We start from the raw sequence: 25,922 nt of genomic DNA, 5'->3' as shown, positions 1-25,922 counted from the left end.
ATGCTCAAGACATCGGCCATGCCCGGGTGGAGCTGAAGTCGCGGCCTTCGCGTTCGCCGCGGCGATAGGCCGGCTCCATTGCGAAAAACCGGTCGGCGGCTGGCTCGGTGCGGGTCCAGTCCGCGATCTCGCAGCGTCGGACGATCCGCCATTCGCCGCCGCGCCGGGCGTATTCGTCGACATAGCGCCCGCCGAAGATCATGTCGGTTTCCTCGTCATCGAGCGCCATGCGGTGATAGGCGATGAAATAGACTTCGCCGGTGGCCCGGTCGCCGTCTACAAGAAGGTCGACCTGCCCGATCATGTGATGGGTGAAATGGCACTGGGCGAGTCCGGCCTGCGCGTATTGCACGAATGTCTCGACATCGCCCGCCACCGGCCCGCAATCGACGAAGGCGTCGGGGTGGAATGCGCTCTTGTGCAATTCGGGGTCGCAGCGATCCTGCGCGCGCATATAGCGATTGATGCAAGCCATGATGTCCCGCCTTGCGGCCAGATCGTGCACCTCGGCTGCGATCTCTTCGTTAGTCATGCCGGTTGCTCCAGATCGGATTCGACTTCTTCGACCGCAGCAAACCGGTTCTTGCCGCGGTCGAACAGGTTCTCCTCATCCGCCGCGATCCGCGCACCGATGTCGCCCGTGGCGGAATGGGCCACGACTTTCTCGAAAGCGGCACGGTCGTCGAACCAGATCTCGGTGATGACGTCGAAATCCAGTTCGCGCGTTTCGCCGGTCAGCGGATCGGCAAAGGGGTCGAGGTAACGACGCATGTAGCGGCGGGCGCCGGGAATGCTCTGTTCGCCCAGCTTGCGATGGACGGTTTCGTAATATTCGCGGAACGCTGAGAGCGACATGCCCGGCTTGCGTTTTAGAAAGACCAGGACTTTGTACATGAATTCGTCTCCGTATCTGCGTTCAGCGGGTAAAGGGCATCATCATGATCGCATTGCCGCCATCGACCGGGATCTCGGCGCCCGTGACATGCGCGCCGGCAGGGCTGGCCAGCAGGGCGGCGATGCCCGCGATATCGCCAGGCTCGCCCAGCCTGCCGGTCGCGGTCATGGCCTCGAACCCGGCGGTCAGCGCGTCGGCTGCGGCATCGCCCTGGCCCGCTTTCAGATCGGCTACGGCCTTGTGCAGGATCTCGGTCCAGATCACGCCCAGCAGCAGGACATTGGCGGTCACCCCATCGCGCCCGAATTCCGCGGCGAGCGAGCGGGCATAGGCGTTGAGCCCCGCCTTTGCTGCGGAATAGGCGACATTGCACTGCCCGGTCGCGACGCTGCGCGAGGCGGTGGAGGAACTGAACAGAATCCGCCCATAGCCGCGCTGCCGCATGCCGGGCAGCATTTGCTGCACCAGCATCATGTTGGCGGTGAGATTGACCCTGAGGCAGCGCTCGGCCTCAGCCAGGGTGATCGCGTCGGCCGGTTCGAAATGCAGCGCGCCTGCATTGCCGAGAAAGATATCGACATGGCCCAGCGCGTCGAGGGCGTTGCGGCCCAGCGCCTCGACAGAGGCCGCGTCATAGAGATCGGCCGTCTGGCACGAAACCGCCGCACCGGGGCACCTCTTGCGGATCAGGTCCGCGGCCTTGTCCAGCACCTCGGCGCGCCTGCCTGCCAGCATCACCGCGGCGTCATGGCTGGCCAGCGCGGTCGCCATGGCCAGCCCGATTCCGGTGCCGCCGCCCGTCACAAGCGCGTGGCGACCCGAAAGGTCCAGCGATTCCAGCATCTCACCTCCATTCCCAGCCCGATGTTTCGCCATGGGTTATCGCAAAGCGACGCCGCTGCCCGGCCGAATGTTTGACGCCGCGGCGCCATCATCCAGACATCCCGCCCACCCGGCCCCTCGTCTGGGGCAAAAGGATGGCGAAGGAGATTGCGGATGCTGGAAGACGAAATCGGGACGGGCGGCACGCTGGACATGACGCAGGTCATGGAAGGCGGTTGCCCCTATGCGAAATATGCCGAGATGCATGCCAGGGGCGGCGTATGGCGCGATGAAAATTCAGGTTTCTACATCGTTACGGATTATGCCGATGTCCGGCGCATCGCCGGCGATAACAAGCGTTTCTCGAACCGGACCGGCCTGCTGGTCGAACGCGACACGCCGCTGCGCGACGAGATCGACCGCATGTACCGCGAGGAAGCATGGCTGCAGATCCACACGCTGGTGACGAACGATCCGCCATCGCACCGCCGCTTTCGCTCTCTGGTCGAACGGCTGTTCACCGCGCAGCGTGTCGAGGCGATGGAAAGCTATATCCAGGGGCTGGTCGACGAACTGATCGAGGCGGTGCTGCCCGCAGGCCGGATGGAAGTTTCCTCGCAGCTGTCGGGCGTTTTTCCGGCAATCATCGCGGGCGATTTCCTTGGCCTGCCGCGATCCGACCATGCGCGGCTCAAGGAATATACCGATGCGTCGAACGCGCTGACCGAACCGGGTTTCGACGAGGCGAACGAGCTGGAAATGAACCGCAAGGTTATCCAGCTCCTGAACTATATCCTCGAGCGCGCCAATATCTCCTCGGCGGCGGAAGATGGCACCTTCATGCATCACGTGCGCACCTTCGAGGTCGATGGCAGGCGCCTTACCGACCAGGAGCTTGTCTGGTTTGTCCAGCCGCTATTCGTGGGCGGGCACGATTCGATCACGCTGCTGATCCCCACCGGCGTGCTGCGCATCATCGAGACCCAGGGCCTGGAAGAAAAGCTGCGCGCCCATCCCGGGATGATCCCGAACTTCGTCGAAGAGCTGATGCGTCACGACGCGCCGGTCCAGTGCCTGTGGCGCCGCGCGCTCGAAGATGTGGAGGTCGCCGGCGTGACCATCCACGAAGGCGCGACCATCCAGTTGCAGTGGGCCGCGGGGAACCGCGATCCTGCACGCTTCGACGATCCCGACATGTTCGATCCGGAACGGTCAAATGCGCGCCAGCATCTCGCCTTTGGCCACGGGCCGCATCTTTGCATCGGCAACCAGCTGGCCCGTGCCGAAATGCGCATCGCCTTTGAAACCATGCTTCGCCGGACGAAGAACTGGCGCCTCGATGGCGACGACGCGGTGGAGATGCGCCGCCACTACATGCAATGGGGCGCATCGCGGCTTAACATCGCCTTCGATGCGGTCTAGCGCGCCCCGCTTCTCCGGCTAGTCGACGCCATTGGGCAGGGCATCGGTATAGAAACCCGATGTCATGCCGCCATCCACCACCAGCTCCGTGCCTGCCAGATAGCCGGAATCGGCGCTGGCGAGGAACAGGCAGGCCGAGGCGATGTCCTGCGGTTCACCCACGCGCTGAACCGGTTGGCGGTGATGGCGCGCGTTCAGCTCCTCGATCGTCTCATTGGCGATATTGCCCATCTGCGTATTGATCGTGCCGGGCATGATCGTGTTGACTCTGATGCCCTTGGGGCCAAGCTCGAGGGCAGCAGTGCGCGACAGGCCCCGCACGCCCCATTTGCTGACGGCATAGGGTGCGATCCCGTTCAGCCCGGTGATCGCCGCGATCGAGGCGATATTGACGATCGCGCCTCCGCCGTTGGCGATGATCTGCGGGGCGACATGCTTGATCCCCAGCCAGCAGCCCATCGTGTTGACGTCGAACAAGCGCTGGAAATCGGCGCGTTCGATCTCGAGGATCGAGCCGCCCATGAAGACGATACCGGCATTGTTGATCAATATGTCGGCGCCGCCGAACCGGTCGAGCGCGAGCGCGGCAATGGTCTTCCAGTCATCCTCGTCGCTTACGTCGTGGCGCGCGAACAGGGCGGACGCGCCGATTTCATCGGCCACCCCTGCGCCTTCGGGCCTGATGTCGGTCATCAGGCAATTCGCCCCTTCCTGCGCGAAAAGGCGGGCGGTGGCTGCGCCCATGCCCTGCGCCGCACCGGTGATGATCGCTGTTTTCCCTGCAAGCTTGCCTGTCATGGCGGACCCTTTCGTCATCGCTGTCAGCTGGGAGGTTAGGCGGGGTCCGGCTCGGTTCAACGCGATTGATTGGACGGATGGCGACCATCGTCCAGACTTGCCGGACATGTCGCGATGCGACCGGGCTAGACGGGGGCATCACGGTATTAGCGAGGAATTTCATGAAGGACAGGATTGGCGTCGGCATCGTGGGGCTGCAGCCGGGGCGGAGCTGGGGCGCGCTTGCCCATGTACCGGCGCTGCGCGCCTTGGCGGATCGGTATGAAATCGTCGGTGTCGCCAACACCAGCCTCGAAAGCGCGACTGCCGCGGCGCAAGCGCTCGATATTCCCAGGGCGCATGTCAGCGCCAGTGACCTGGTACGGGTGCCCGAAGTCGATCTCGTCGTCGTGACGGTCAAGGTGCCGCATCACCGCGCCATCGTCGATCTGGCGCTGGACGCGGGCAAGCATGTCTATTGCGAATGGCCCCTCGCGCGGACGCTGGCGGAAGCCGAGGCGCTGGCTGAAGCCGCGCGCGGTGCCGCGAACGGGGCGGGGGTGATCGCAGCGGCCGGCATGCAGGCCTGCGGGGCGCCCGTCATGCGCCATGTCGCCGATCTGGTCAAAGCGGGCTATGTCGGCGAGATACTGTCCTCCACGCTTGTCGGCACCGGGCTTAATTGGGGGGCGGAGATCGAAGCGGTCAATGCCTACACGCTGGACCGCGAGAACGGTGCCAATATGCTGACCATTCCGCTGGGGCACACGATGGCGGCGGTGACCCGCGCGCTTGGACCGGTGCGGGAATTGAGCGCGATGACCGCGACCCGCCGGCAGCAGGTCATGGTAAGCGACACGGGCGAAACCGCCACGATGACATCACCCGACCAGGTACTGGTCTGCGCCATGCTGGAAAGCGGCGCCCCGCTCAGCATCCATTATCGCGGCGGCATGCCAAAGGGGGCCGGGCTGTCGTGGGAGATCAACGGGACCGAAGGCGACCTGCGGGTGACCGGCTTTGGCGGCCACGGGCAGTTCGTGCCGCTTACCCTTGAAGGAGCGAAGAGCGGGGAGGAAGCGCTGGCACCGATTGCCCCGCCCGCCGATCTGGCCGTGCCCCACGACATATCGATCTATGCCGACAATGTGGCGGCGATGTACGGCTTCCTTGCATCGGACATCCGCGATGGGACGTCGCTTGTCCCGCGTTTCGACGATGCGCTCGCCCTGCACCGTGTGTGCGATGCGATAGAGCGGGCCGGCGAAACGGGCGAACGCGTCCGCGTCGCGGGCTGATCCTCAAGCGGCCTGTGCAGCGTCCTGCGATGCGCGTGCCGCGCGCAGGTCGATATCGTGCTGCCTCGCGATCCAGTCGCGCACCCGCGCGGCCTCTGCCGGGACCAGCGCGTGTTCGAGGATCATCGCATGGCTGTCGAGTAGATCGAGACGCAGCCGTTCGATGCTGCGCGCCCCGCTCGCCCAGTCGAACACGTCGGCTGCGGCAAGCTGAGCGAAACGATGGGCGACGCTGCGCAGGTCGAGATCGGCGCGCAACTGGCCCTGCCGCTTCATGGCGATCAGCGCATCGACGAAAATGCGGATGGCCGCGCCACTCACCTGTTCGCGATATTGCGACTGGGTCGAATAATAAGCGAGCGTCGCTTCGCGCACATATTCCGGGCTGTTCGCAGCCGTCGCCCAATAGACATGCGCCACGGCGAGGAAGCGATTGGGAAAATCGCTGAAATGGCTGGAATGCTGGAACGCGACCTCGATGAACTCGGTAACGGCGGAGGCCAGCACGTTGGAGCGGTCGCCGACCAGATTATAGACGGTCTGCACCGAAACCCCGCACATGTCGGCCACTTCGCGCAGCACGAGCCGTTCATATCCGTTTCTGCCGATCATTTCCCGGGCGGTCGCCAAAATGCTTTCGCGCCGCTGCCGCTGGGCCAGGCGCCCGCCGGTCGCGGCGGGGCGCAGGACGGAAATCGAACCGGCATGATCGAGAACGCAGGCGGCATTGGCGTTGAGCGTGCCAACGAGGTTTGCAGACGTTTCCAGCATGGCTCTCCCTCTATCTTCGATCCCCGGATACCCCGGGCTGTATGTTTTGGCCCCGGGATCAAATCTTCACGAATGGACCGCCCCTGCAGTCTGTGCGAGCCTGCGCATCCATCTTGGAGCGACAGGCGCCGTCGGGCGTCATCCGGCACATGCGGGCACGCGCATGAAAGGCACAGAGATAGCCGTTTTTCACGTGCATCCCTTGGGGCTCCTCTTTCCGTCGCGACGTATCTCTTGGTCGTACGTTCGCTAACGAAATTATGCATATCACCTCGCCCGGGTTCGGGCAACGGCGCAAGGCACAAAGAAAAACGCAAGCAATACAGGGAGAAGAGCGATCATGGACAAGTCGAGAGAACAATTCGCCGAAGAACTGGCCGACCGCGAGGCGATCCGCGACTGCCTCTATCGCTATTGCCGCGCCATCGACCGGCTGGACGAGGATCTGCTGCGGTCCGTCTATTGGCCCGGGGCGATCGACGAACACGTCGGCTTTGAAGGGACGGGAGAGGAATTCGTCGAGCATGTCGTGGCCGCGCTCGGCCCGCTGGATCAGACGATGCACAATCTGGGCAACATATTGATCGACGTCGATGGTGCAGATGCGCGCGGCGAATCCTATTTCCATGCCTTTCACCGCATCCCGCGCGAAGACGGCAGCCGCTGGGACCTGATCGTGGCAGGGCGCTACCTGGATCGGTTCGAGCGGCGCGGCGGCGTGTGGAAGATCGGGCACCGCGTCGTTATCCTCGACTGGCTGCGCGAATATCCCGATTCGGCGGACTGGTCGCAGCTGCCGTTCGGCATGCAGGCAGTGCCGGGCAGCAGGAAACCCGGCGACCGCAGCTATGAACTGCTGGTGCGCTAGGCGGCGATGCGTTCCGCGTCCCGGGCCAGCACTTCCTGCAGCACGCCCGCGATGCGGTGCAGCAATCGCTGGCTGAAATGTGCGCCCGCGCTGGCGGGCAGCACACCGTCAGCGGTGCCACTTTCAAAGATGTCGCGCCCGCCTGCCATGACCATGTTCATCAACCGCAACCCCGCGCGCAGGGCGAAATAGTCGATTTCGCGCTGGGAGACTTCGGCCCCGCCCTCGTCGCGATAGGTTTTGAGGAATGCATCCCAATGGCCGGTGCCGCTGATCAGCGGATAGGCATAGCCCAGATCCTCGCCCGGATGGCCGATGGACGTCATTTCCCAGTCGAGCACGCCGGTAATGCGACCGTTTTCCGCCATGATGTTGTGGAACAGGAAATCATTGTGGACGAGGCCGCGCCGGTCCTTAATGCAGGCGGCATTGGCCCGCATCCACGCGATGGCTGCCGACATAGTGACCGATGGCCAGTGGCAGGCCGCGTGCCATCCCCTTGCCAGATCGTCGAGTTCGGCAAGCCAGCCCGCTTCGTCCCATGCCTTGCGCGCCTGCGGCAGCAGCGTGCCGAGGCGGCCCGGATCGTGCCGGTGAAGCAGCGCCATTTCCCGCGCGAGGTCGAGGACGATCGAGCGATCGCCGGGCGCGAGCCAGAAATCGGGTTCGCAGCAGGTGCCCCGGGCGCGTTCCACCACCATGAAGGGTGCGCCCAGTGCCGGGTCTTCGGTTTCCACCAGCACGGGGGTCGGCACCCGTAGCCCTGCGGCAAGCAGGTCCTGGATCAGGTCGAACTGGACCGCCTCGCCGATGAAGCCGGGGCCCGCCCCGCCGCCGGGCAGCCCGCGCTGTACGACCATCTCGCGCGGGAGGGTGGCGCAGCCCTCTATTCCGAATAGCGCGGTTTGTCGGGACCGGCCGCCATGGATCGGCTTGAAAGAGGTGATGGCAAGATTTGGCGCACCGAAACGACGCTGCAGATACTCCTGCAAGGGAGCGAGGCGGATAGCATGGCCCGGTCCGTCCCCGTCTGCCTGAACGGTGCCGTATTCGATGGCATCGACCCGCGCGATGGCCTGGTCCAGCGCGGCTTTTTCCCACGCGATGGCGGCGGCCTCGACGCCAAGCGCGCCCTCTTCGGCGGTGTCGAGCCGGTTTGCGCAAGCCGCGATGGCCACGCCGCTGCCACGCCAAGCCGCCGCGTTTTCCGGCGGTCCGCCAAGCCGGTCGGTATCGGCGATGGCCCCGGTTCCGCCCGGAGCGGTCGTGCCATCGGGGGCGTCAGCTTCCAGCGCATTGGCGATCCAGGTGATGATGCGAAGCCCGTTGTGCAGCGTTTCGCGCACCGCTGCATCCTCGATTGCGGGCATCACCACCGCGCGCAGGTCGCGGGCGGTCGACCACAGATATGCCGACATCGTCATTGCGAGGTCCTCTTCTTCTGGTGCGGTCGGATCACGTGCGGACCATGGCGACGGCGTTGAGTGTGCGGCGTGCGGAATCAGCGGCCGTTTGCATCGCCGCCTCGATCGGCATTTCGCGCAGCCGGATCGACAGCACCTCGCAGCCGATGGGCCCGGCATAACCCGCGTCGCCAACCGCGCGCAGGAAGGCGGCGACATCATAGACCCCCTCATCTGGCAGGCGGCGATGATCGACCGTATCCTCGAACAGCGAACCGACGATGTCGGGTGCGATATTGGAAATTTCGACTCCGCAGATTTCCGCGCCGGTAAGCCCGCCCAGATCATCGGGCGCTATGCCCCGACGCGCGAAATGCCAGCAGTCGAGCATCACGCCGCCGCCGTGTCCGGCGCTATTCGCGACGATCAGGCGTGCGGTGGCGGCGTTGCGCACATTTGAAAAGGCGACCGGTTCAAGGGCGGCAATCGTACCTGCCTGGGCCGCGCTTTCGGCAAGCCGGACAAAGCCTGCGCGCATGGATTCGATAGAGGCCGGGACCGCGCTGAACTCGCCGTTGAGCTTGATCTGCCGGACCGGGAAGTGGGCGCAAAAGGAAAGCATCGCATCATAGGCTGCGCGCCAACAGGTGCCATCGGGATCGTCGTTCCACCAGCCTGTCACCGTCTCAAGCTCGACGTGGCGCACCCCCCCATCGCCAAGCACGCGCGCAAGCCCCGCCGCGCCGTGCTGCGCAATCAAGGCCTCGTAATCGGCGCGGTTGAGGCCGATCCCGGCAAAGCCTGCGGCGACGGCGGCGGCGACGCGGCGTTCGATCGGGATGGGGCACGGACCGGCATCGGCAGCAGGGCGGGCGCCTTCGGCCATCCAGGAAGATGCGACCAGTTCGACATTCGCAGGCCATCGATGCTGCGGCACAATCTCTCTCCCGATTTCGCTCTCAAAGGGCGATTGCCGCAGATCGTAATCTAATATACGATTATCCGCAACCGGCATGAACAGACCGGTGAAATCGCTTGGGTAGGAGATCGAGATGGGCCACGAAGCCACCGGGAACGTCATGCAGGGCAGGGCACGCCCGCTTGCCGGAGAGCGCTATACTTCGCGCGCTTTCATGCAGGCGGAATGGGACAATGTCTGGACGAAAAGCTGGCTCGTCACCATCCGCGCCGACGATATTGCCGAGGCTGGCGATTTCATGCTGGAGCAGATCGGTCCCGAGTCCATCCTGATCGTGCGTCAGGAAGACGGCGGGGTAAAGGCATTCTACAATGTCTGCCAGCACCGGGGGAACAAGCTTGTCCATGTCGAGGAAGGGTCGATGCCGGCCTTTACCTGCGCCTATCATTCATGGCGCTTCGAGCTGGACGGTCGGTGCAGCTATGCGCAGGACCCGGAGGATTTTGCCGGCGGCGATCCCTGCCCGCGCGCCGGACTGGTCGAGGTGGCCTGTGAGGTGTTTTCGGGCTTCGTGTGGATCAACATGGATCCCGACTGCGCATCGCTGGCCGATTCGCTGGGGCCGATCCGGGACGAGTGGCAGGCCTATCCGCTGGAGCACATGACGCGCATTCAGGCGATGTCGGTCAACATGCCGTGCAACTGGAAGCTGCTCATGGATAATTTCCATGAGACCTATCACCTGCCCACCGCCCATCCCGAAGGCATCGAATATGCCGAGGACCACTTCAGCGAAACCCGGCTGGAGCTGTATGAAAACGGGCATGCGTTGGGCCAGACCAAATGCTGCCTGCCCGCCCACCGCCTGCCCCCCGGCAAGCCGCGCATGACCAAGCCTATCGAGGCCGATCTGATCGCGTGGGAACTCGATCCGGCCGACTTCATCGGCCGTGAACGCGATGCGCGCGAAGCGATCCAGCAGCAGAAGCGGAAGCTGGGCGCGGGACGCGGCCTGCATTACTATGACGCGATGAGCGACGAGCAGCTGACCGACGTGTTCCACTACACGGTCTTCCCGAATTTCGCGACCTCGCTCAATCCCGACGGAATGCTGTTCCTGCGCGCGATACCCGACCGGACCGATCCGGAAAAATGCCTGTTCGATTGCTGGTACTATTCCTTTGGCGGGGCCAATGCGAACACCGAACTGGTCACCGCCGATGGCCCGCGCGCCGGCCATGCCGAGCGCGAGATCGTCGAATATGGCGACAAGAGCCTTGGCGTGGTGCTCGACGGCGATGCGTGGGTCATGGCGGGGCAGCAGGAGGGCATGCGCTCACGCGGCTATGGGGGGGCAATTCTTGCCAACCAGGAACGCCGGGTGGCGCAATATCACGAGATGATCGACCGCTATATCGCCGGTTTCCGCCCGCAGCCGAAGGGTTCGGGCGTGAGGGCCGAGGATTGTGCCGCCTGATACGGGGCCGCCTGATATGGGCGGCACGGCGCCGGTGCTTATCGACCACGTTAATATCCGCACCGACCGGCTGGAGGAGGCATGCGCGTTCTACGAGCGGCTTCTCCTATTGACGCGGGACGCGCCGCCGGGGCTTGACCCTGCGCGATATGCGTGGCTGCGCAATGGCGCAGGGCATGCCGTGATCCACATCGCCACCCCGTCAGAGCGGGATGGCGATGACGGGCAGGGGACGGGCGCATTGCACCATGTCGCCTTTTCATGTTCGGATTACGACACGTGGCGCAGCCGCATCGACGCGATGGGTCTGCGCTGTGAAGTCAATGATTTCCCGGCGGCCTCGCTGCGGCAGCTTTTCGTGATCGATCCAGACGGCATCAGGCTGGAATTCAATTTCCACGACATGCCGCAGGCGGCGTTTGCCCAGGCACCTGCCTAGAAGCTGCCGCCCGCCAGCCTAGAAGCTGATCGTGCGGGTTTTCCCGTCCCAATCGTTTCCGGCCTGTTTGACCGCATCGAACAGCCCGGCCGATTCGGGCGGCAATTGCGCAAGTTCGAGGATCATGGTCTCATCGCCGGTCATGTCGAAATAGGCCACTTCCGACCCCGGGCCAAAGCTGGCCCCCTGAAGTCGTGTCGCGCCCACTGCCTCGATCTCGGCCTGGGCGGTAGCCATGTCGTCAACGAATCGGCAGGTGTGATGCACACCCGTACCGCCTGCCTTGAGGAAATCGTCGAAGATCGAGGGACCGCGCGGTTCGATCAGCTCAATATTGGTTTCGCCCGAATAGGCGATCGCCGCGCCGAACTTGTAGATGTAGTCCTCACCCCGGTAATCGCCGCGCGTGGCGTTTAGTTCGGGAAAGACGAAGAACGGGCCGACGCCCATTACCTGCGTCCAGAAATCGATGGCTTTTTCGATGTCGGGCACGACATAGGCCATCTGGTTCAGCACGCCTGTCCGGGCTGTCATCGTTCTCTCCTTGATATATTTTCGCGGCAGCATTGGCTGGCACCGTCAGGATAATATGCTAGCATCCTTTCTCGTGGCGGCAAGCGCAATGACGCAGCATTTATTGCAGCATGGAGCCGCAGCATGGGAGAGCGAGGATAATGCGCAGAACGAATTCGAACGATCTTTCCGGCAAAACCGCCATCGTCACCGGCGGCGCGCGCGGCCTGGGAGAGGGAATCGCCTGGGCCTTGGCGGAAAACGGCGCAAGGGTGATGATCACCGATGTGCTCGACGCCGAAGGCGAAGCGCTGGCAGCGGCGATGGGCGGGGCAGGGCACAAGGCCGTTTTCCGCCACCACGACGTGCGCGATGCGGCGGCGTGGCAGGAGATTGTCGCCGCAACGCTCGCCGAATTTGGCGGGCTCGACATCCTCGTCAACAATGCCGGTATCAATTTTGTCGAGACCATCGAGTCCGCGACGGAAGAGCAGTTTCGCAATATCGTGGAGGTGAACCTGATCGGCCCCTTTATCGGCATGCAGGCGGTTATCCCGCACATGAAGGATGCCGGCGGCGGCTCGATCGTCAACCTATCGTCCAATTCGACGCGCAAGGTGGTCGTCTCCACCACCGTATATTCCGCGACCAAGGCGGCGCTGGCCAATCTGACCAAGACTTCGGCGGCATGGCTGGGCCAATATGGCATCCGCGTGAATTCGGTGCATCCCGGCGCGCATGATACCGAAATGGTGCGCAAGGGTTTCGAACAGGTCACCGATCCCGCCATCCGCGAGGCGATCCTGAACGCGATTCCGCTGGGTCGGCTTGGCCGGCCGGAAGAAACGGGCGCGCTTGTCGCGTTCCTCGCCTCGGATGCCGCCTCCTATATCTCGGGCGGGGAATATTTCATCGACGGGGCCAACAGCAATATCTGACCCGCCGTGAATGGCGCGGGGAAGGAAAAGCCATTTCCCGCGCCATAGGCGTCACAGATTATCGGGCGCACCCGGCAGGAACGGGGTAAAGGCCCCCAGCGTCTGTCCGCCATCGACCGCGATTTCCGCGCCTGCCAGATAGGACGCATCGTCGCTGCACAGGAACAGGCTGGTGCGCGCGACCTCTTCGGGTTCGCCGATGCGCTGGATGGTCTGGCCGGTGTAATATTTATTAAGGTCCTCGGGCGCGTCGCCGGTGACATTGCCCATGCGGGTGTTGATGCCGCCCGGGAACACCGCGTTCACCCGGATGCCGCGATAGCCCAGTTCCATCGCGCAATTCTTGGTCAGCCCGCGCAAGGCCCATTTGCTGGAGAGATAGGCGGTCAGCCCGTTCATGCCGATCAGGCCCGAACTCGACACGATATTGACGATCGCGCCCTTGCCCTTGTCGATCATGCCGGGGGCCACGGCCTTGATGCCCAGCCACGCGCCGATCAGATTGATCGACAGCACGCGCTCGAAATCCTTTTTCTCAAGGTTCAGCGCGTCGACCGAATGGACGATCCCTGCATTGTTGACGAGGATGTCGGGCGCCCCCCATTCGCCGCTGACGCGGGCGATCAGTGCAGCCCAGCTCTCCTCGCTCGACACGTCGAGCTGCTGGAACATGGCGCTGTCCCCGATGCTGGCGGCGACCGCTTCGCCTTCGGGTTCGGAGATGTCGGCGACGACGACTTTCGCGCCTTCCTCGGCGAAAAGGCGTGCAGTGGCCTCTCCCTGCCCGCGCGATGCACCTGTGATGACGGCGATGCGACCTTCCAATCTTGCTGGCATTTCATTCTCCCGATTATGTGTTCATGACGGTGGGGTTGATCGCGGTGGAATGCGCCCTTGCGCCAATTGCGCGGCAACCGCGGTCTGTTATGCTCTGGCAATGCACCATGGTCCGCGAATGCCGGGGGTGAACCGAACAGACGCAATGACGAGGGACTTTTCACGATGAATATTGCGAGCGGGATCGGATCCGGGGCGGATGCGCAGGCGGTCGATCACTGCTTCAAGGATACGCTTGCCTATAAGACGCAGCTTCTCTCGCGCCTGCTTCAGTCCGAATATATGTCGCGCATCGCGGATACGGGTGTCGCCCCCGCGCAGGCCTATGTGCTGGGCGAATTGTGGATCGAGGAGCCGCTCTCGCAGGTGGAGCTTGCGCGCAGGCTGGAAATCGGCAAGGCCTCGACCGGCAAGACGCTCGGGCGGCTGGAGGCGGCGGGCCTGATCGAGCGGCGCCGGCATGAAGGCGACCGCCGCGTGATCACCGTCCACCTGACCGACAAGGGTCGCGAGGTGCGCGATACGCTGCAACAGGCAGGCGCCATGCAGGACCAGCGCATTCACGAGCTGATGGGCGAGGATCGGCTGGAGCAGACGATCGCCTTGCTTGACGTCATGATCGACGGCTTCCGCCAGAAAGCGGATTGAAGCGCGCTTGCGCATCACGAAAAGCTCAAATCCCGGATCGGATCGCTGCCGTCCCATCCCTGCGCGCTTGCCCGGACAAGTTCATAGACGCCGAGCAGTGCCTCGCTCGGTTCGTATAACTCGATGAAATGACCAAGCTCGGCCACGCAATCCATCATGGCGAAACCTTGTCCGGGCGCGACTTCGGCATAAAGCGCGGCCGGGTGTCCGGCGTCTTCGAACCCGTGCATGGCCGATTTCAGATCGTCGACGATCAGCGCGACATGGTGCATGCCCTGCGCGCCATCGGGGTAGAGATCGGTAAAGCATGACCGCTCGGCGCTATCCTGCTGCACGAACTCGATCATGACCTCGCCCCACTGGCCATAGGCCGAGGTGTGCACGAAATGCGCGGGCTCTTCGTAATACAGGCAGGTCGTCAGCGGGATTTCGCGGACCACGTAATAGGGGCCAGAGCCGTAAATTGCGCTGTGCTGCATCGCCGCCTCGACCACGTCGGGCACGAAATAGGCGATTTGCTGGGCAGGTCCCCCGATCGGAATGGCCATGCTTTTCGTCCTCTCGCTTCGGCTTTCTTGGCCGTTGCCATGCTCATAACCACGATATAGTAATATAGCAAACTAATTGGCCCGGCAGCGACCGGCCCAGCGGACAGGAGAGCATGTCGATGCAGGAAAGCACCATCGCGGGCGGCGGTGTCGCGCCCTTTCACGGGTGGCGGATGGTCGGCATCTGCTTCATCCTCATCAATGTCGCGCTGGGAGTGAATTTCTCCGCCTATGGCGCGCTGGTCGGCGCGATCGAAACCGGGTTCGGCACCAGCCGGGCGCTGGCATCGGGCGGGGTTTCAATGCTCACGCTGAGCATGGGGCTGATGTCGCCGGTGGTGGGTTCGCTGATGCGACGCGTGCCGCTGCGGCTGCTGATGGCGGTGGGAATCGTGATGAACGCGGCGGGGCTGGCGGTGCCGTCGCTGACCGAATCGATCTATGTCCTGCTGGCAAGCTATCTCTTGCTGGTCGGGCCGGGTTTTTGCCTGTTCGCGATCATTCCGTGCACCACGATCATCGGCAACTGGTTCGTCACCGGGCGGGGCAAGGCGCTGGGGCTGGCCAATATTCCCATCGGCAATGCGATCATGCCGGTCGCTGCGGCCATGGTGCTGTCGGCGGCGGGGCTTTCGGCGACGTTCCTGTCGGGCGCGGTGCTGATGCTGGCGCTGCTGCCGCTGCTGCTGTTACTGGTGGACCGGCCCGAGCAGGCTAATCAGCGCGCGCGTGGGGCCGAGCATGATGACGATGGCGCGGTGCAACCGGGCATGACGACGCGCCAGATATTGTCGAGCCGCCCTTTCCAGGTGCTGACGCTCGCGGTTTCGATCCTCAGCGCGGCGGGCCTTGTGATGGTGACGCAGATCGTCGGGCTGTCGATGGATCGCGGCCTCGACCTGCCGTCGGCGTCGCTGGTGCTGGCCGGGTTCGGGTTAGCGGGTCTTGCGGGTGCGCCGCTGTTCGGTTTCCTTGCCGACAGGCTGGGCGGGGGTCGCGCCTTTGCGGTGCTGGCCTTTGCGCTGATTCCGGGCTGGCTGGGCCTGCTGGTCGCCGACACGCTGCCGCTATTGCTGCTGCTGGCGGTGATGATCGGGGTGTGCAGCAATGGTATCGTCACATTGTTCGGCGCGACCATGGGCGAATGGCTGGGCGGGCGCAATGTCGGCATGGCGATGGGGCTGTGCTACCTGCTGCAGATCCCCTTCCTCTTTGGCGCGCCGCCGCTGGCCGGCGCCATGTATGACGCGACCGGCGGCTATGCGGCGACGATCTGGCTGCATATCGCCAGCATGGTCGCCATCGGCCTTCTGAAGTTGTTCTATCGCCCCGGCGCGACCGTTCTCAGCGCATCTCCACCAGCATCCGCGTGATGCGCAGCGTGGCGATGCGCCATTGGCCGCCCTCTTTCACATAGGTCTCGTGATAATGGCCATAGCCGCGGAATACATCGAACGGCTCCCCCGTCGGCGTGCGCAATATGTCGGCCAGCGCCCAGATGCCGGTTGCCTCGGTGTCCGACAGGATCTCGATTTCGGGCATATGTCCGAAATGGGCCGAGGTGATTGGCGCGATCCCCGCGCTTATATAGGCGACCGCGGCCTCGCGTCCGGCGATGGGCTCGGTGCCGGTAGTGTCGGGATTTTCCTCCAGCGCGCCATGCGGATCAAACCGGCAATCGGCGGCGAAGACTTCGGCAAGCCCGTCCCAGTCATGCGTATCCATGCAGCGGAAATAGCGGGCCTTGAGCTTCTTGATCGCCTCTGTCGCCAGCAGGGTTTCGATGTCGGATGGCATGGGTGTTCTCTCCCGTTTTTTTGCTCGGCACATAAGATGGTTGCCTTGCTTACGATCTTATCCCTATTGGAATCGGGATGAAAAGAGCGAAAGGCTTTGTTCGGGTCGCTCGGGGGCGAACCGACAGGCGCCGGGACGGGAGGAAACGCGTTGAACTTCGACAGCTACAGCCAATTGGTGATCACGCGCGAGGGCCGCGTCCTGACCATCGCGATGAACCGGCCCGGCCTGCTGAACGCGGTCGGCCATGATCTGCATGTCGAGATGGGCCGCGTCTTTGACGAGGCCGCCGACGATCCTGAATCCGACATCATCGTGCTGACCGGCAATGGCCGCGCCTTTTCGGCAGGCGGCGACATGGAATGGCTGGGCAAGCAGATCAGGGGAGAGCGCAATCCCTTTGTGCGCGAGCTGCGGACCATTCGGCGGATCGTCCATTCGGTGCTCGATTGCCCGAAACCGATCATTGCCAAGGTGAATGGCGATGCCTTCGGCTTTGGCGCGTCGATCGCGCTGGTGTGCGATGTCATCTTTGCAGCAGAACACGCGCGTTTCGCCGATCCGCATGTCCGCCTGGGCATGGCGGCGGGTGATGGCGGTGCGTTCATCTGGCCGCAGCTCATCGGCTATGCCAAGGCGAAGCATTACCTGCTGACAGGCGAAGCGATTGCCGCCCCCGACGCCGAATCGCTGGGTCTCATCACATTTTGCGTGCCTGCCGAGGAGCTGGACGAAAAGGTTGCGGCCTATGCCGCCCGGCTTGCCAAAGGCGCGCAATCGGCGATCCGCTATACCAAGATGGCGACCAATGCCCCGCTGCGCCAGCTGTTCGCTACCGCCTTCGAGATCGGCGCCGCCTATGAAGGGCTGACGCTCGACACCGAGGATTTTCGCGAGGGCGTGACCTCGCTGATCGAAAAGCGGCGGCCCGAATTCAAGGGACGTTGAGCAGTCGCAAGCAGCCTCTTGTGAATCTGGTGTGTTAGGTTACGATATTGACCGAAGCGACGCGGCAACAGCGTCTCAATCGGGAAGGATATCATGGCCGACACATTCGAAGCCAAGCTGCAACTCGTCCTCGACCGGCAAGAGATCGAGAAGGTCCTCGCCACCTATTGCCGCGCCATCGACCGCTGCGATCTCGAATTGCTGAAGACGGTGTACCACCCCGACGGCACCGACGATCACGGCTCGTATTCGGGCAATGCGCATGAGTTTGCCGAATTCATCATCCCGACGCTGAAGACCGCGATCCTCGATGGCATTCACACCGTCACCCACTCGCTGATCGAGGTGGACGGCGATTTCGCCACATCCGAAGCCTATTACTGGGCGTATCAGCGCTGCCATGGGGGCGAGGCTGCGGTCACGCCCTATTTCGGGGAGGATTACGCCGCCCGCGTCAAGGAAGCGGGGCTGATCGACCTTTATCACGATTATTATTGCGGTGGCCGCTACATCGATCTGTTCGAACGCCGCAACGGCGAATGGAAAGTGCTGCGCCGCAAGATCACCAATGAATGGAACGATATTCGCCCATCGCGCCGGATCACCGACCAGGGGGGCGTTGCCGATTTCAACCTGCCCGGCAGGCGCGACCGGCAGGACCCGGTCTATCTCAATCGCATCCCGATGACGGTATAGGCGGATGGATATCGAAACCATCGGCGCGCGCCTCGCGCTGGAGGACCTTGCAGGCCGTTATGCGCGCGCGATCGATCGGCGCGACATGGAGCTGCTGCGCAGCGTCTATCACCCCGACGCCATCGACGAGCATGGCACGGCCTATCAGGGCGGTGTCGATGGCTTCATCGCCGCCATGCCCGCGCTGATGGGCAATTACGAGGTGACGCAGCACCAGATCCATTCGAAGGTTTTCGCCATCGAGGGCGACAAGGCGGATGGCGAATTATATTTCACCGCCTATCACCGCACGAGCGAATCTGCGCGCCATCTGGTCGTCCATGGCCGCTATCTCGACAATTACGAGAAGCGCGAGGGCGCATGGAAGATCGCGTATCGGCGGCTCGTCTGGGATGCGATCCTCTCTCAGGACGTGCTGGAGGAGGATGCCAGGCTGCTCGACATGCTGGGCGAAAATGGCGCGGCAGCGGATGATTATTCCTATCGGTGCCTGCCGCTGATGCCGCGTGGGGGTTGAGCGCGCCAGACGGGTTTGCATTGTCCGCAATATAGTATACTAGCGAACTTGTTTGCGATTCCGAGCCTATCGGAACGGGAGGATGGACAAGGTCATGCAGCCAAGCTTCAGCGATGGTGACAAGGAATTCCGCCAGACGGTGCGCGCGTTCATCGCGGATAATCTGCCCGACGACCTGCGCCGCCGCGCCAGATGGGATTACCATCCCAACCGCGAGGACCAGGCCCGTTGGTGCGCGATCCTCGACAAGCAGGGCTGGTCGATGCCGCACTGGCCGCGTGAATTCGGCGGGCCGGGGTGGAGCGGCATCCGGAAATACATTTTCGAGGAAGAGATGCGCCGCGCTTATGCGCCGACGGTCGATCGGATCGGGCCCGAGCTGGTCGCGCCTGTCCTCTATACCTTCGGCAGCGAAGCGATGAAGGCGCGCTTCTTGCCCGGTATCCGTTCGGGGGAAACCTTCTGGGCGCAGGGCTTTTCCGAGCCGGGGGCAGGGTCGGACCTTGCCTCGCTGCGCACGCGGGCCGACCGCGACGGCGACGAATACCTCGTCAACGGGCAGAAGACATGGACGACCGAGGGGCATCATGCCGACTGGATCTTCCTCCTCGTCCGCACCGATCAGGAGGTGAAGCCGCAGCAGGGCATTTCGGCGCTGCTCGTCGATCTCAAGAGCCCCGGCATCACCATGCGCCCGATCCGTACGCTGGACGAAGGCGTCACGGTCAATGAGGTGTTTTTCGAGGACGTGCGCGTGCCGGCCGAAAATCTGGTCGGAGAGGAAGGCGCAGGCTGGACCTATGCCAAATTCCTGCTCACCAACGAACGGACCAACAGCGCCGAGGTGCCGCATACTAAGCGCGACATCGCCCAGTTGCGCGATATTGCCGCGCGCGAGGTGAAGAACGGCCGCCCGCTGATGGAGGACCCCGAATTTCGCCGCAAGCTGGCCCGGATCGAGATCGATACGCTCGCACTTGAATTTGCGGTGCTGCGCGTGCTGTCGAACGAACATGACCCGGAGAACGCCAATATCGCCTCGCTGGTAAAGGTACGCGGATCCGAATTGCGCCAGCGCGTTGCCGAGCTTGCCGACGAGGCGCTGGGCGATGCGGGGCTGGCCGTGCTGACCAGCAAGGAAGGCGAACATGGCCCGATCGCGGAAGATTTCGACCCGCCCGTGCCCGAACACGGCATCGGCATTTCGGCCAAGGCGATGTTCCGCCGGGCGACCACGATCTATGGCGGCGCGAACGAGATCCAGCGCACGCTGATCGCCAGGACGGTGCTGGGCCTGTGAGCGAGACGATGATTTTCGAGCTGACCCCGGAACAGCAGGCCATCGCCGACAGCGTGCGCCGCTTTACAGAGCGCGAATATGACTGGGATAGCCGCATGCGTGCCATTCGCGGAAGCGAGGGGCGCGATCCCGCTCACTGGGCGGTTTTTGCCGAGCTGGGCTGGCTGGGCGCTGGCCTGCCCGAAGAGGCGGGCGGTTTCGGCGGCAGCGCCATCGAGAACGCGGTAATCGCGCAGGAACTGGGCAAGGCGCTGGTGAACGAGCCTTTTGCCGTCCATGTCGCGGCGATCAACCTGCTCGCCAGCAGCCCGCATGCAGCGATTGCCGAAATGATCGAGCCGGTCATGATGGGCGAGACGCGGATCGCCGCCGCCATGCATGAAGCCGGAGCGCGCGGCGATTTCCGGATGATCGCGACCCGTTTCGACCGCAATGGCGACGGTTTCACTATCTCCGGCGCAAAATCGCTGGTCGAGGGAGCGGCAAGCGCCGACCTCATCCTTGTGCCCGCGATGGGTGATGGCGGGCTTGCTGTCTTCGCCATCCCGGCCAGGGCCAATGGCGTGGCGCTGCGTCCTTACCGCCTGCTCGACAATAGCCATGTGTGCGACGTTACGCTCGATGAGGTCGCGGTGGCAGGCGATGCGCTTGTCGCGATGGGCGACGAGGGCGAGCTCGCCTTTGCCAGGGCGGTCGACGAGGCGCTGATCGCGCTATGCGCCGGGGCGCTGGGCACGATGGAGGCGGCGCTTTGGGCGACTCGCGACTACCTTTTGACCCGCACCCAGTTCCGCGTCCCGCTTGCCAATTTCCAGGTGTTGCAGCACCGCATGGCCGACATGCTGATCGAGGTCGAGATGACGCGGTCGCTGCTGTTCCATGCCTTGGGTGCGGCCCAGGCGGCGATGGCGGATGGCGGCATCGCGTCGGTCGACGCATCTGCCCGCGCGGCGGCGGTTTCCGCATTGAAGGCGCAGACGGGCCATGCCGGATTGCATGTCGGGCGCGAGGCTATCCAGATGCACGGCGGTATCGGCGTGACCGAGGAACTGGCCATCAGCCATCATTACCGACGCCTGTTCGTCATCAACCGGCTGCTCGGCGACGAGGCGGTGCATCTGGAACGATTTGCAAAGGCTGTCGATGGCGAATGAGCGCGCCTGCCTCACTTGGCTGCTCGCTTGCACGATACCGTATGCTGGGTTATTATCTCGTGGAAAATATCGCCCCGCATGACAGGCGGGCGGAAAACATGATGAGAGGTTTGTAACAATGGCTGAGGCTGATCCCCAGAAGTTCCTCGACGGCTATGGCTCGGACGAAAGGCCGCTGGCCCATGTGCTGTGGCAAAAGGAGCGGTTCGATCCCGATCACCCGGTCCTTACCGATCTGTCCGATTTCGATCCTGCGCCGCTAAATGTCGATTACAGCATCTATTACGATCCCGCCTTTGCCGCGAAGGAGCGCGATGCGATCTGGCGCATGTGCTGGCTTTATGCCTGCCGCGAAGAGGACATGCCCAATATCGGCGACCGCACGCCGTTTCAGGTGGGCAACGATTCCTATTTCATCGTCCGTTCGGGCGAGGATGAATTCAAGGCGTTCTACAACAGCTGCCTGCATCGCGGGACCATGCTCTGCATGGAAAAGGAAGCGGGCGACACGATCCGCTGCCCCTATCACGGCTGGGAATGGAGCGTGGACGGACGGCTGAAGCGCATCCCCAGCCATTGGGATTTCGGGCAGATCAATCGCACGAACGGTTCGCTGCCCGAAGTGAAGCTGGGCCGCTGGGGCGGGTTCATCTTTATCAATGCCGATCCCGATTGCGCGCCGCTGGAAGAAGCGCTGGGCGTGCTGCCCGAGCATTTCCGCAGCTTCGCCCCCGAACGCCGCTATACGGCGGGCCGCTTCCGCAAGCTGGTCAAGGCCAACTGGAAAATTTCGCAGGAGGCGTTTCAGGAAGCCTATCACCTCTATGCCACGCACCCCGAGGCGGTGCCGTTTACCGGCGACAGCCAGGCGCAATATGACGTGTGGCCGGGGGAAAACGGACAGGTCGGGCGCAATGTCGCGACCTCTGCCACGCCCAGCATGCATGCGCCTGCGTCCGCCACCCACCTGGCCGCCGCCGAGGCATGGGCCGAGTTCATGGTGATGTGGCACTATCCGGGCTATGACGTGCCCAAGTTCGACCCGGACCAGGACGTGCGCCAGCAGGCGGCGGACTGGCACCGCAAGGTGCTGAAGCAATATTACGGGCGTGACATCACCATCCCCGATGCGGCGATGATGGACAGCTTCCTGTATTTCATGTTCCCGCACTCTGCCTTCTGGATGACGGAAGGCGTGCCCATGACCTATCAGTTCACGCCCCACCCGGAGGACCCGGAAAAGAGCTTCTTTGAGGTTCGCCTGCTGCTTCCCGTGCCCGAAGGGCGCGAGACGCCGCCGGCGGAAGAGGTGATCGAACTGGGGCCAGAGGACAGCGTGTTCGAGAATGTCGCCTCGTTCGGGGGCCTGGGGTATATTTTCGATCAGGACATGTCGAACATGCCCAAGATCCAAAGGGGCGCGCATGCCGCCGACCCCACCCAGTCCCATACGAGGCTGGGGCGCTATCAGGAGAAGATCATCCGCCACTGGGCCGCGACCATCCAGAAGATGGTGGCAGCGCAAGGCTGACCGGCGGGATCGATCCATGAGGGGAGGGGCGCCATCTGGCGCCCCTTTTCGTCTGGGAAATTTAGTCGCCGCGTAAATGCGAAACATCGTTGAAGCTGCGCAGCCGCCAGCTGCCGTCGGCATTGACGATCAGCCGCGAGGCCGAGGAATTTTCCGGGCTGATAAAGGCAAACGGCCTGCTACCGGTGGCCTGCCGGCAGATTTCGGCAATGGCTGCGCCATGCGACACGGCAAAGGAGGTTTCACCCGGTTCGGTCAGCGCCACCAACGCCTCGATCCCGCGCCGCAGCCTTTCGGCAAAGGCAGCCATCGGTTCGGCATTGGGAATGACTTCCCAGCTTTCCTCTGCATACATCCGGCGCAGGATCGGGTTGCCGGCGGCGGCATGTTCGTAAAATGCGTGCTCCCAGTCGCCTAGATGCACTTCGCGCAGATCCTCTATCACGCGCGGTTCCATCGCCCACGCGCGCGCCAGCGGCGCTGCCGTCTGATGGGTGCGGCGCAACGGGGTGACGAAGATGTGGTCGATGCGCTCTTCACGATAGGCATGGGCCAGCGCATCGGCCTGCAATTGCCCGTCTTCGGACAATACCGGATCGCTGATTGTCAGTGCGCCCAGTTCGATGATGTCGAGCGTGGGCCCGATGCTGGCGCCATGGCGCACGAGAATGATTTGCCGTGCGCCATCGGGCAGGCGATAGCGCTGCTGCGAACGATGGGCGAGCCCTTCGGCATCCTCGGCCCTACCCATCGAGGGCGGTTTCGACCGGGGCGGATGGCTGCGGATCGCCGGGCACGGGGCTGATTGCGTCCAGCGTTCCGGCAAGCTCGGCTGCGGTGAAATACCGGCCCGCGTGATCCAACCGCGCCCGCGCCTCTGCGGCCTGCGCTGCGGGCGGGGGCGACAGGACTTCGCCGGATGTCAGCCGCTCGATCCGTTTTTGCCAGCAGCCCTGTTCCATCGCCGCGACCATTATCGCCAGCCCGGCGGGATCGCGCCTGTCATGGCCATCGCCCCATGCGGCCAGCGCGGCTCCTGCATCGGACAGCCCATAGATGGCGACCATTGGCCATGGGCAGGTGATCGGCAGCGACTGTTCCTCATGCAGGGTGAACAGCCCCGCCGTCTCCAGCCCCGGCAGCCCGGTCGCCCATGGCGCATGGGATTGCGCGAACCAGCTGACGAATTCCTCTGGATCGCCTGCGGGTTGCAGCAGCACGGTCAGCACCGCATCCCCGCGCCGGAAACCTTCCTGCGGCGACCAGCCATGCGACAGATGGCGGGGCCGAAAGAAGAAATCGCGCAGCCCCGCAAAGCTGGCATCGCGCGTGATCTCCATCTGCGGCGTCCCCGCGCGCTCCGCATGACCTTTGACGGAGGCGGCGGCGCTTTCCCATTCATAGATCGTGTGCGCCCAGTGAAAGGGCAGGCACTTTGCCCCATCCAGCACCGGCTGCAGCGGGTGCACCGCGAAACGCTGCGTCGCGATTGCGCCATCAAGGCGCATGGCATCGCGGATATGGATATTGGTATACCAGTCGTCATAGGCGGCAAGCCGTCCCTCCAGCGGGTTCTGGTACACGACTAGAATGCTTTCCAGCATCGACCCCTCGGTCATGCCCGCCTCTCCTTGGCTTTCGTTTTTTCTGGACGATACCGTACGCCATGTTACCGTATGCGTCCATACTATCATGCGCGGATAAACCGCGCGGAACGCTGCAATGCCAGCAAGAGAGGACAGACCGGCATGGACCGTTACGACTATATCATCGTGGGGGCAGGCTCTGCCGGATGCGTGCTGGCCAACCGGCTCTCTGCCGATCCGCAAAACCGGGTGCTGCTGCTGGAAGCGGGCGGCGAGAACCGCGATTTCCTCGTCGACATGCCAAAGGGCATCGGCAAGCTGGTCATGAGCGAGCAGCATTGCTGGAACTTCCCCGTGGGCGGCGCCAAGAGCAAGGCCGAGACATGGCAGCGCGGCAAGGGGCTGGGCGGATCGTCGGCGATCAACGGCATGATCTATGTGCGCGGCCAGCCCGAGGATTACGAGATCTGGCGGCAGGAAGCGGGCGACGACTGGGGCTGGGACAAGATGAAGCAGGCCTTCCGCTCGATCGAGGATCACGAGCTGGGCGACGATGGCACGCGCGGCGTGGGCGGGCCGGTCCACATCACCACCAACAAGTTCCGCTATCCGCTGGCCGAGGCGCTGATCGAGGCGGGCGAGGAAATGGGCCTTCCCCGCCATTATGAGGATATCAACCGCGAGGACCAGGAGGGGATCGGCTATTACTGCTACAACATCAAGAAGGGGAAGCGGCAGAGCGCGGCGGTCGCCTTCCTCGACCCAGCGCGGGGCCGGTCGAACCTGACCGTGATGACCGGCGTGTCGGTGGAAAAGATCGTGATCGTCGACGGGCGCGCCATTGCGTTGCAATGCAGGATCGACGGCAAGCCCCAACGGATCGGGACCGACGGGGAGATCATCCTTGCCACCGGCGCGCTGATCTCTCCGAAGCTTTTGCAGGTGTCGGGCATCGGTCCGGCCGATCTTTTGAAAAGCCATGGGATCGAGGTGATACACGACAGTCCCGACGTGGGCCGCCGTATCCTTGAACATCTCGGCATCATGATGACCTATCGGTTGAAGGACGAGAAGGGCGTCAACCACCGCCTGCGTGGTACGGGCCTTGCCAAAAGCGTGGCGCAATATCTGCTGTTCAAGTCCGGCCCATTGTCGAACGGGGCGATGGAAGTGGGCGCCTTCGTCAAGACATCGCCCGACAAGGCGCGGCCCGACCTGCAGCTTTATGGCAGCGGGTGGACGCTGCACATCGACGAGGACAACGATTCGGTCGCCCCCATGCAGGAGGTGGAGCGCGAGCCGGGCATGTCGATCACCGCGCAGCTCGTCGGGCTGCAGAGCGAGGCGGAGCTGGCCATCACCGGGCCGGACATGGACGCGCCGCTGGCGATCGAGCCCAACTGGCTGGCCACGGCAGACGACCGCAAGGCGGCGGTCGATACGGTGCATTATATCCGCAGGCTGATGTCGCAGCCCGCCATCGCCCGTTTCATCGAGAGCGAGGTGGCATTCGGCGCGGATGTGCAGACGGACGAGCAGATACTCGCCGCGTTCAAGACGCATGCATTGTGCGGCACCCATGCGGTGCGCAGCTGCCGCATGGGGCGCGATGCGGGATCGGTCGTCGACGAACGCTGCCGGGTTCGCGGGGTAAGCGGGCTGCGCGTGGTCGATTGTTCGATCATGCCGGGGCTGGTGTCGGGCAATACCAACGGGCCTGCCATGGCGACCGGCTGGCGCGCATCCGACCTGATCCTCGAAGATGCGCGGCTGCGCAACCTGCAGGGCGCGGCCTGAACCGCGCCCCCTTACGACAGT

The 25,922-nt window shown here is 63.6% G+C and carries 28 protein-coding genes; 15 read left to right on the top strand and 13 right to left on the bottom strand.

Annotated elements, in window-relative coordinates; translation table 11 throughout:
- Positions 1 to 4: 4 nt before the first annotated feature.
- From A9D13_RS04520 to A9D13_RS04510, 3 genes are read right to left on the bottom strand one after another with little or no spacing between them, the layout of a single operon-like run.
- Positions 5 to 532, bottom strand: a complete 528-nt coding sequence (locus A9D13_RS04520) for a nuclear transport factor 2 family protein (protein WP_066770756.1) — start codon at positions 530 to 532, stop codon at positions 5 to 7.
- Positions 529 to 894 (bottom strand): EthD domain-containing protein, encoded by a 366-nt coding sequence (locus tag A9D13_RS04515; RefSeq protein WP_066770753.1) that lies wholly within the window; start codon positions 892 to 894, stop codon positions 529 to 531. Before A9D13_RS04515 ends, A9D13_RS04520 begins: the two co-directional genes overlap by 4 nt.
- A gap of 22 nt (positions 895 to 916) precedes the next feature.
- The gene (locus A9D13_RS04510) at positions 917 to 1,738 is read right to left on the bottom strand and encodes an SDR family NAD(P)-dependent oxidoreductase (protein WP_066770750.1); all 822 of its coding nucleotides are present in this window, start codon (positions 1,736 to 1,738) and stop codon (positions 917 to 919) included.
- 153 nt (positions 1,739 to 1,891) lie between these two features.
- On the opposite strand from A9D13_RS04510, the gene A9D13_RS04505 reads away from it, so the two are divergent.
- Complete coding sequence (locus A9D13_RS04505; protein ID WP_066770747.1) at positions 1,892 to 3,139, top strand: cytochrome P450; 1,248 nt, start codon at positions 1,892 to 1,894, stop codon at positions 3,137 to 3,139.
- An 18-nt stretch (positions 3,140 to 3,157) separates the two neighbouring features.
- Here the strand turns inward: A9D13_RS04505 and A9D13_RS04500 are convergent, their stop codons facing one another.
- Complete coding sequence (locus tag A9D13_RS04500; protein ID WP_066770744.1) at positions 3,158 to 3,937, bottom strand: SDR family NAD(P)-dependent oxidoreductase; 780 nt, start codon at positions 3,935 to 3,937, stop codon at positions 3,158 to 3,160.
- A 161-nt stretch (positions 3,938 to 4,098) separates the two neighbouring features.
- Between A9D13_RS04500 and A9D13_RS04495 the strand changes: the two genes are divergently transcribed.
- A complete protein-coding gene (locus A9D13_RS04495; RefSeq protein ID WP_066770742.1) occupies positions 4,099 to 5,214 on the top strand; it encodes a Gfo/Idh/MocA family protein in 1,116 nt (371 codons plus the stop codon).
- A gap of 3 nt (positions 5,215 to 5,217) precedes the next feature.
- Here the strand turns inward: A9D13_RS04495 and A9D13_RS04490 are convergent, their stop codons facing one another.
- Positions 5,218 to 5,985, bottom strand: coding sequence for a TetR/AcrR family transcriptional regulator (locus tag A9D13_RS04490; protein WP_066770740.1), 768 nt, complete (start codon positions 5,983 to 5,985; stop codon positions 5,218 to 5,220).
- Between the two features lie 340 nt (positions 5,986 to 6,325).
- Here A9D13_RS04490 and A9D13_RS04485 point away from each other — a divergent pair, with 340 nt between their 5' ends.
- Entirely contained in the window at positions 6,326 to 6,853 is a 528-nt protein-coding gene (locus A9D13_RS04485) for a nuclear transport factor 2 family protein (RefSeq protein WP_066770732.1), read from the top strand.
- Here the strand turns inward: A9D13_RS04485 and A9D13_RS04480 are convergent.
- On the bottom strand, positions 6,850 to 8,277 hold the full coding sequence (locus A9D13_RS04480) for a phosphotransferase family protein (RefSeq protein WP_172808098.1): 1,428 nt from the start codon (positions 8,275 to 8,277) through the stop codon (positions 6,850 to 6,852). The genes A9D13_RS04485 and A9D13_RS04480 overlap by 4 nt on opposite strands.
- Positions 8,278 to 8,308: 31 nt before the next feature.
- Positions 8,309 to 9,193 (bottom strand): sugar phosphate isomerase/epimerase family protein, encoded by an 885-nt coding sequence (locus A9D13_RS04475; protein WP_066770727.1) that lies wholly within the window; start codon positions 9,191 to 9,193, stop codon positions 8,309 to 8,311.
- A gap of 115 nt (positions 9,194 to 9,308) precedes the next feature.
- Here A9D13_RS04475 and A9D13_RS04470 point away from each other — a divergent pair, with 115 nt between their 5' ends.
- On the top strand, positions 9,309 to 10,652 hold the full coding sequence (locus A9D13_RS04470; protein ID WP_066770720.1) for an aromatic ring-hydroxylating oxygenase subunit alpha: 1,344 nt from the start codon (positions 9,309 to 9,311) through the stop codon (positions 10,650 to 10,652).
- Between the two features lie 16 nt (positions 10,653 to 10,668).
- Positions 10,669 to 11,091, top strand: a complete 423-nt coding sequence (locus A9D13_RS04465; RefSeq protein WP_066770716.1) for a VOC family protein — start codon at positions 10,669 to 10,671, stop codon at positions 11,089 to 11,091.
- Between the two features lie 18 nt (positions 11,092 to 11,109).
- Here the strand turns inward: A9D13_RS04465 and A9D13_RS04460 are convergent, their stop codons facing one another.
- Complete coding sequence (locus A9D13_RS04460; protein ID WP_066770975.1) at positions 11,110 to 11,625, bottom strand: VOC family protein; 516 nt, start codon at positions 11,623 to 11,625, stop codon at positions 11,110 to 11,112.
- Between the two features lie 140 nt (positions 11,626 to 11,765).
- Between A9D13_RS04460 and A9D13_RS04455 the strand changes: the two genes are divergently transcribed.
- Positions 11,766 to 12,542, top strand: a complete 777-nt coding sequence (locus A9D13_RS04455; RefSeq protein WP_066770712.1) for an SDR family NAD(P)-dependent oxidoreductase — start codon at positions 11,766 to 11,768, stop codon at positions 12,540 to 12,542.
- A gap of 51 nt (positions 12,543 to 12,593) precedes the next feature.
- On the opposite strand, the gene A9D13_RS04450 is transcribed toward A9D13_RS04455, so the two are convergent.
- A complete protein-coding gene (locus A9D13_RS04450) occupies positions 12,594 to 13,379 on the bottom strand; it encodes an SDR family NAD(P)-dependent oxidoreductase (RefSeq protein ID WP_066770708.1) in 786 nt (261 codons plus the stop codon).
- A 165-nt stretch (positions 13,380 to 13,544) separates the two neighbouring features.
- Between A9D13_RS04450 and A9D13_RS04445 the strand changes: the two genes are divergently transcribed.
- On the top strand, positions 13,545 to 14,027 hold the full coding sequence (locus tag A9D13_RS04445; RefSeq protein WP_066770706.1) for a MarR family winged helix-turn-helix transcriptional regulator: 483 nt from the start codon (positions 13,545 to 13,547) through the stop codon (positions 14,025 to 14,027).
- A 14-nt stretch (positions 14,028 to 14,041) separates the two neighbouring features.
- On the opposite strand, the gene A9D13_RS04440 is transcribed toward A9D13_RS04445, so the two are convergent.
- Complete coding sequence (locus A9D13_RS04440) at positions 14,042 to 14,575, bottom strand: VOC family protein (RefSeq protein ID WP_066770704.1); 534 nt, start codon at positions 14,573 to 14,575, stop codon at positions 14,042 to 14,044.
- A gap of 119 nt (positions 14,576 to 14,694) precedes the next feature.
- Here A9D13_RS04440 and A9D13_RS04435 point away from each other — a divergent pair, with 119 nt between their 5' ends.
- Positions 14,695 to 15,948, top strand: a complete 1,254-nt coding sequence (locus tag A9D13_RS04435) for an MFS transporter (RefSeq protein WP_172808097.1) — start codon at positions 14,695 to 14,697, stop codon at positions 15,946 to 15,948.
- Here the strand turns inward: A9D13_RS04435 and A9D13_RS04430 are convergent.
- Positions 15,920 to 16,372, bottom strand: a complete 453-nt coding sequence (locus A9D13_RS04430) for a nuclear transport factor 2 family protein (RefSeq protein WP_066770698.1) — start codon at positions 16,370 to 16,372, stop codon at positions 15,920 to 15,922. The two genes, A9D13_RS04435 and A9D13_RS04430, sit on opposite strands and share 29 nt — an antisense overlap.
- A gap of 150 nt (positions 16,373 to 16,522) precedes the next feature.
- Here A9D13_RS04430 and A9D13_RS04425 point away from each other — a divergent pair, with 150 nt between their 5' ends.
- The 6 genes from A9D13_RS04425 (at position 16,523) to A9D13_RS04400 (ending at position 22,518) form a co-directional block, all read left to right on the top strand.
- Positions 16,523 to 17,320 (top strand): enoyl-CoA hydratase/isomerase family protein, encoded by a 798-nt coding sequence (locus A9D13_RS04425; RefSeq protein ID WP_229665559.1) that lies wholly within the window; start codon positions 16,523 to 16,525, stop codon positions 17,318 to 17,320.
- A 93-nt stretch (positions 17,321 to 17,413) separates the two neighbouring features.
- Positions 17,414 to 18,016, top strand: coding sequence for a nuclear transport factor 2 family protein (locus tag A9D13_RS04420; RefSeq protein ID WP_066770695.1), 603 nt, complete (start codon positions 17,414 to 17,416; stop codon positions 18,014 to 18,016).
- Between the two features lie 4 nt (positions 18,017 to 18,020).
- Positions 18,021 to 18,533, top strand: coding sequence for a nuclear transport factor 2 family protein (locus A9D13_RS04415; protein ID WP_066770692.1), 513 nt, complete (start codon positions 18,021 to 18,023; stop codon positions 18,531 to 18,533).
- A gap of 82 nt (positions 18,534 to 18,615) precedes the next feature.
- Complete coding sequence (locus A9D13_RS04410; protein ID WP_229665560.1) at positions 18,616 to 19,833, top strand: acyl-CoA dehydrogenase family protein; 1,218 nt, start codon at positions 18,616 to 18,618, stop codon at positions 19,831 to 19,833.
- Positions 19,830 to 20,987 (top strand): acyl-CoA dehydrogenase family protein, encoded by a 1,158-nt coding sequence (locus tag A9D13_RS04405; RefSeq protein WP_156521923.1) that lies wholly within the window; start codon positions 19,830 to 19,832, stop codon positions 20,985 to 20,987. The genes A9D13_RS04410 and A9D13_RS04405 overlap by 4 nt, the downstream gene beginning before the upstream one ends.
- A 118-nt stretch (positions 20,988 to 21,105) precedes the next feature.
- Positions 21,106 to 22,518, top strand: coding sequence for an aromatic ring-hydroxylating oxygenase subunit alpha (locus A9D13_RS04400; protein ID WP_066770686.1), 1,413 nt, complete (start codon positions 21,106 to 21,108; stop codon positions 22,516 to 22,518).
- Positions 22,519 to 22,579: 61 nt separating this feature from the next.
- Here the strand turns inward: A9D13_RS04400 and A9D13_RS04395 are convergent, their stop codons facing one another.
- Together A9D13_RS04395 and A9D13_RS04390 are read right to left on the bottom strand one after the other, a co-directional pair.
- The gene (locus A9D13_RS04395) at positions 22,580 to 23,269 is read right to left on the bottom strand and encodes a histidine phosphatase family protein (RefSeq protein ID WP_066770683.1); all 690 of its coding nucleotides are present in this window, start codon (positions 23,267 to 23,269) and stop codon (positions 22,580 to 22,582) included.
- On the bottom strand, positions 23,262 to 24,137 hold the full coding sequence (locus A9D13_RS04390) for a hypothetical protein (protein WP_066770680.1): 876 nt from the start codon (positions 24,135 to 24,137) through the stop codon (positions 23,262 to 23,264). Before A9D13_RS04390 ends, A9D13_RS04395 begins: the two co-directional genes overlap by 8 nt.
- Before the next feature lie 129 nt (positions 24,138 to 24,266).
- On the opposite strand from A9D13_RS04390, the gene A9D13_RS04385 reads away from it, so the two are divergent.
- Positions 24,267 to 25,901 (top strand): GMC family oxidoreductase, encoded by a 1,635-nt coding sequence (locus A9D13_RS04385; RefSeq protein WP_066770677.1) that lies wholly within the window; start codon positions 24,267 to 24,269, stop codon positions 25,899 to 25,901.
- The last annotated feature ends 21 nt before the right edge of the window (positions 25,902 to 25,922 follow it).

The organism is Croceicoccus mobilis, from assembly GCF_001661965.1.
Classification (GTDB): Bacteria; Pseudomonadota; Alphaproteobacteria; order Sphingomonadales; family Sphingomonadaceae; genus Croceicoccus; species Croceicoccus mobilis.
Note: the sequence above shows the minus strand (reverse complement) of the source record. Positions and strands in the feature narration are given on the sequence as shown.